This window comes from Streptomyces sp. SBT349, from assembly GCF_001083795.1.
Taxonomy (GTDB): domain Bacteria; phylum Actinomycetota; class Actinomycetes; order Streptomycetales; family Streptomycetaceae; genus Streptomyces.
Genome location: NZ_LAVK01000462.1, coordinates 1 through 6,202, shown reverse-complemented (window position 1 = coordinate 6,202; position 6,202 = coordinate 1). Strand labels below are relative to the sequence as shown.

The 6,202-nt window shown below is 74.1% G+C and carries 2 protein-coding genes and 1 pseudogene; all 3 read left to right on the top strand.

Features of this window, described 5'->3' with window-relative positions:
• Positions 1–1,479: PQQ-dependent sugar dehydrogenase (locus ADY01_RS32815; protein WP_049580392.1), on the top strand; the 1,479-nt coding region annotated here is incomplete at its 5' end.
• Between the two features lie 310 nt (positions 1,480–1,789).
• Positions 1,790–4,881: pseudogene (locus ADY01_RS32810) on the top strand (beta-ketoacyl synthase N-terminal-like domain-containing protein); the annotation flags it as partial.
• 1 nt (position 4,882) lies between these two features.
• Positions 4,883–6,202, top strand: a 1,320-nt coding sequence (locus tag ADY01_RS41115) for a type I polyketide synthase (protein WP_234320506.1), incomplete at both ends; no start/stop codon positions are given.

Below are 6,202 nucleotides of genomic sequence, written 5' to 3'. Positions count from 1 at the left end.
GCCGCCGGTGAGGCCCCCGCGGACACCGCGTCGGGCACCCCCGCGGAGCCCTCCGCCGAGACCTCCTCCGTGCCGTTGGAGGAGCTCTCCGCCACCGCCACCCAGGTCGCCTCGGGACTGAGGCGCCCCACCGCCATCGCCGCCCCCGACGACGGGAGCGAGCGGCTGTTCATCACCGAGAAGAGCGGCACCGTCCGCGTCTACCACCCGGACACCGGCCTCGCGGCGGCCCCGCTCCTCGACATCACCCCGGCCGTGGACGAGTCGGGCAACGAACGGGGACTGCTCGGCATCGCCCTCGCCCCCGACTTCGCCGCCACCCAGGACGTCTACCTCGCCTACACCGCGCTGCCCGACGGCGCGGTGACCCTCGCCCGCTACAGCCTCGCGGACGCCGCCCTGGAGCCCCTGCTGGCCCAGGAGCACGCCGAGCACGCCAACCACAACGGCGGCCAGATCACCTTCGGCACCGACGGCTACCTGTACCTGAGCATCGGCGACGGCGGCAGCGCCGGAGACCCCTTCGACACCGGACAGCGGCTGGACACGCTGCTCGGCAAGATCGTGCGCGTCGACGTCAGCCGGAGCTGCGGAGACCTCGCCTACTGCGTGCCCGAGGACAACCCGTTCGTCGGCGTCGAGGGCGCCCGCGAGGAGATCTGGGTCTACGGGGGGCGCAACCCCTGGAAGTTCTCCGTCGACCCCGCGGACGGCTCGCTCTGGGTCGGCGACGTCGGCCAGGGCCGCTGGGAGGAGATCAACCACCTGAAGCCCGGCGAGCAGGCCGGTGCGAACCTCGGCTGGTCCTGCTACGAGGGCTTCGAGGTGTTCGACGAGACCCAGTGCGCGCCGGGCGCCGAGTACACCGAGCCGGTCTTCACCTACTCCCCGCAGACCGGCGGCTGCGCCGTCATCGGCGGGCAGGTGTACCGCGGCGAGCAGTTCGCGGACCTGGTCGGGGGCACCTACATCGCCACCGACTACTGCTCCTCCACCGTGTGGGCGCTGCGCGAGGACGGCGCGGGCGGCTACCTCCAGGCGGAGATCGGGGAGTTCCCCACCCAGGTCACCGCCGTCGGGACCACCGTGGAGGGCGAGTTCTACGTCGTCAACGACCTGCCCGGCGGGCTGCACCGCGTCTCGTTCGACCAGGTCGCGCCGACGTGCCGGATCGACCACACCACCGAGGTGTGGGGCGGCGGCATGACCGTCGACCTCACCGTCACCAACACCGGCACCGTCCCGATCGAGGGCTGGTCGCTCACCTTCCCCCTGCGCAGGGGGCAGACCGTCGTCTCGGACTGGAACACCGACCTCTTCCAGGGCGGCGACATGGTCACCGCCCGCAACGCCCCGCACAACGGGACCATCGCGCCGGGGGCCGCCGTGACCCTCGGCTTCCTGGCCGACCACACGGGCGACACCGGCACGCCCAGCCGGTACACCCTCAACGGGGACGCCTGCACCATCGGCGACTGACGCCCCGCCCTCCGGCAGGTGAAGGCCGCCGGTCCGCGAACCCCGCGGACCGGCGGCCGTTCCTCTCGGTCGAGCTCGATGACGCCCGGGGCGGTGTTGCCGCCCGAGTGGCCCGCGGTGCAGCCCTCGTCGCCCTCGACGGCCCCGCCGTCCCTACCGCGCGGAGCGTCAACCGCGGACACCTCGTCAGATCGGCCTTTGGCGAACCCGGTTAGGATGCTGGACAGATCCTGCCCGAGGGACCACTCGGGCAGCACAAACGTGAGGTCATACGGGGGAACACGTGACCGTTACGTCGGGCAGCCCTGCCATGGGCGCGCACGCCTTCTCGCCGGACGCGATCGCTGTCGTGGGGCTGGCCTGCCGCCTGCCGCGGGCACAGGATCCGGACGAGCTGTGGCGGCTGCTGCGCCAGGGCCTCAGCGCCATCGGTCCCGCCCCTGACGACCGGCCCGAGTTGGGCCCCGGTGGCTACCTGGCGGCGCCGGACCGGTTCGACGCCGCGTTCTTCGGCGTCTCGCCGCGCGAGGCGGCGATGCTCGACCCGCAGCAGAGGCTCATGCTGGAGCTCGGCTGGGAGGCTCTGGAGAACGCGGGCATCACCCCCGCCGCGCTGGGCGGCGGCAGCGTCGGCGTCTTCGTCGGCGCCGACGCGGACGACTACGCCGCCCTCCTGCACCGCCGCGGCACCGGGGCGATCACCCACCACACCGTGACCGGCCTGCACCGCGGCATGATCGCCAACCGGCTCTCGCACACCCTGGGCCTCGACGGCCCCAGCATGTCCATCGACACCGGTCAGTCGTCCTCCCTGGTCGCCGTCCACCAGGCGTGCCTGAGCCTGCGCGCCGGGGAGTCGACCGTCGCCCTCGCCGGCGGCGTGCACCTGAACCTCGCGGAGGAGGGCGCCCTCGGCGTCCGCGCCTTCGGCGCCCTGTCACCCGACGGCCTCTGCCACACCTTCGACGAGCGCGCCAACGGCTATGTGCGGGGCGAGGGCGGCGGCCTCGTCGTTCTCAAGCCGTTGGCCGCGGCCCTCGCCGACGGCGACGCCGTCCACGGCGTCATCCACGGCAGTGCCGTCAACAACGACGGCGGGGGCGAGGGGCTCACCCTTCCCCGGCAGCGCGCCCAGGAGGACTGCATCGCGCTGGCGCACCGGCGGGCGGGCGTGGACCCGGCCGACGTCGGCTATGTCGAACTGCACGGCACCGGCACCCGGGCGGGGGACCCCGTCGAGGCCGCGGCGCTCGGCGCCGTTCTCGGCGCGGCGCGCTTCGCGGGGGCGTCCTTGCCCGTTGGCTCGGTCAAGACGAACATCGGCCACCTGGAGGGCGCCGCGGGGATCGCGGGCCTGCTCAAGGTCCTGCTCTCCCTGCGCCACCGGGAGATCCCGCCCAGCCTCAACTTCCGTGCCCCGCACCCCGACATCCCCCTCGACGCGCTCAACCTCCGCGTGCCCACGGCGCCCACCCCGCTGGGCGACGACGAGCGGCTCCCGGTGGCCGGCGTCAGCTCCTTCGGCATGGGGGGCGTCAACTGCCATGTGGTGGTGGGCGCGTGGGACCCCGGCGAGCGGGACACGGGCGAACGGAACGAGTCCGGGCGTGCCCTGCCGTGGCTGCTGTCGGCGGCGTCGCCGCAGGCGCTGCGGGACCAGGCGGCGCGCCTGGCCGCGCATCTGACCGCCCACCCCGGGCAGTTGGCCGGAGACGTCGCCCACACCCTGGCCACCGCCCGCACCCATCTGCCGCACCGGGCCGCCCTGGTGGCCACCGACCCGGGCCGCGCCCTCGAGGCGATCACCGCCCTCGCCGAGGGGCGCCCCGCGCCGGGCCTGGTCACCGACACCGCCGACCGTACGGGCCCCGGCGGCCTTGGCCTGCTGTTCTCGGGGCAGGGCAGCCAGCGCGCCGGGATGGGGCTGGCGCTGCGCGAGACCTCGGCGACGTTCCGCGCCGCCTACGACGCCGCCTGCGGCGAGGTCGACCGCCATCTCCCCGAGCCCGTGCGGCGGGTGATCGCCGAGCGCCCCGACATCCTTCAGCAGACCGCCTACGCCCAGCCCGCGCTGTTCGCCCTCGAAACGGCGCTGTTCCACCTGGTCGTCTCCTGGGGCGTCCGCCCCGACGCCCTGCTGGGCCACTCGGTCGGCGAGATCGCCGCCGCGCACGCCGCCGGCGTTCTCTCCCTCACCGACGCCGCCGCGCTGGTCACCGCCCGCGGGCGCCTGATGCAGGCGCAGCGCGACGACGGTGCCATGGTCGCGGTCGAGACCTCGGAGAGCGAGATGAGGACCACGCTCGCCGGACTCGGCGAGCGGGTGGCGCTCGCGGCGGTCAACGGCCCCGACGCCGTCGTCGTTTCCGGGGACGCCGACGCCGTCGCCCGGATCGCCGCGCACTGGAGGGAGCGCGGACGCAGGACCAGGCGGCTGACGACCTCGCACGCCTTCCACTCCCCGCACCTCGACGGAATGCTGGCGGAGTTCGGCGAGGTGGCGCGCGGGCTGACCTTCCACACCCCCCGGCTGCCACTGATCTCCAACGTGACCGGCGAGGCCGCGGACCCGGACGCCCTCCGCACGCCCGACTACTGGGTCGACCAGGCCAGGCAGCCCGTCCGGTTCGCCGACGGGCTACGCCATGCCCATGCCCGGGGCGCGCGGACCTTCCTCGAACTCGGCCCCGGCGCCGTGCTGTCCGCCATGGGGCGCGCGTGCGTTCCCGACGACCCGGGGACGGCGTTCGTTCCGCTGCTCCGGGCCGACCAGCCGGAACCGGAGACGGCTGCCGCGGCAGCCGCCCGGCTGCACACGCGCGGCCACCGGATCCACTGGTCCGCCTTCCCCTTCGCCGATGTCACCGACGGGCGCGCCGCCCGGCGAGTGCCGCTGCCCACCTACGCGTTCCAGCGGGAGCGGTACTGGCTCGACGCCGAGGTGCCGGACGCGGCTGACGGGGTTGACGCGGTCCCCGGGGTCGGCGAGGTCGTCGAGGTCGTTGAGGTCGACCCCGCCGGGCCAACGCACCACGTGCCCGGCGGCGTTGACCCGCTGACCCGCGTCCGGCAGGAGGCCGCGGCCGTTCTCGGTCACGCCTCGGCGGACGCCGTGGCCGACGGCACCACCTTCCGCGACCTGGGCTTCGACTCCTTCATGGCCGTCGAGCTGCGCGACCGGCTCCGGGACGTGGCCGAGCACCCGCTGCCCAGCACCGTTCTGTTCGACTACCCGACCCCGGCCGCGCTCGCGGCGTACCTGGCCCGCGGCCCGCGCACGGTCACGGTCCCGGGCGCGGACGCGCCTGCCGCCGACCCCGGCGAGCCGGTGGCGATCGTGTCGATGGGCTGCCGTTATCCGGGTGGGGTGGGGTCGCCGGAGGATCTGTGGCGGCTGGTGGTNGGGGACTTCGACGCGGAGTTGTTCGGGATCTCGCCGCGTGAGGCCCTGGCGATGGATCCGCAGCAGCGGTTGCTGCTGGAGACCTCGTGGGAGACCTTCGAGCGGGCGGGCATCGACCCGCTGTCCCTGCGCGGGACGGACATCGGCGTCTTCGTCGGCGCGACCGCGCAGGACTACGGCCCGCGCCTGCACGAGTCCACCGATGACATCGGCGGACACCGGCTGACCGGGATCACCCCGAGCGTCGCGTCCGGACGTGTCGCCTACGCCTTCGGGCTTGAGGGGCCCGCGGTGACGGTGGACACGGCGTGCTCCTCGTCGCTGGTGGCGCTGCATCTGGCGGCGCAGTCGCTGCGGACCGGCGAGTGCGCGATGGCGCTGGCCGGTGGTGTGACGGTGATGTCCACGCCGGGGATGTTCGTGGAGTTCAGCAGGCAGCGCGGTCTTTCGGCCGACGGGCGGTGCAAGGCGTTCGGCGCCGGGGCGGATGGGACGGGCTGGGCCGAGGGTGTCGGGGTGCTGCTGCTGGAGCGGCTTTCCGATGCGCGGCGCAACGGTCATCGGGTGCTGGCGGTGGTGCGGGGGAGCGCGGTCAATCAGGACGGCGCGAGCAACGGGCTGACCGCGCCGAGTGGGTTGGCGCAGCAGCGGGTGATCCGGGCCGCGTTGGCGGGTGCGGGGGTGTCGGCCGCTGAGGTGGACGTGGTGGAGGCGCATGGCACGGGCACGACGCTGGGTGATCCGATCGAGGCGCAGGCGTTGCTCGCCACCTACGGCCAGGGCCGGGAGGGTGAACGGCCGTTGTGGCTGGGGTCGTTGAAGTCGAACATCGGGCACGCCCAGGCGGCGGCGGGTGTGGGTGGTGTGATCAAGATGGTGCAGGCGATGCGGCACGGGGTCCTGCCGCGCACGTTGCATGTGGACCGGCCGTCGCCGCACGTGGACTGGGACGCGGGTGCGGTGCGGCTGCTGAGCGAGTCGGTGGAGTGGCCCGACACCGGCCGTCCGCGCCGTGCGGGCGTCTCCTCGTTCGGCGTGAGTGGGACGAACGCGCACGTCATAGTCGAGGCTCCCGCCGAACCGGCGGAGGCGCCGACCGTTCCTCTCTCGTCCCTTCCCGTCGTGCCGTTGGTGGTGTCGGGTGCGGACGAGGGGGCGTTGCACGCTCAGGTGGAGCGCGTGCGGGGTGTGGTGCCGTCGGTGGATGTGGGGTGGTCGCTGGCGGTGGGTCGGGCGGCGTTGGGTCGGCGGGCGGTGGTGTTGGGGTCGGACACCGTGGTGGGTGAGGTGGTGCCGGGGGCTGATCGGGTGGTGTTGGTG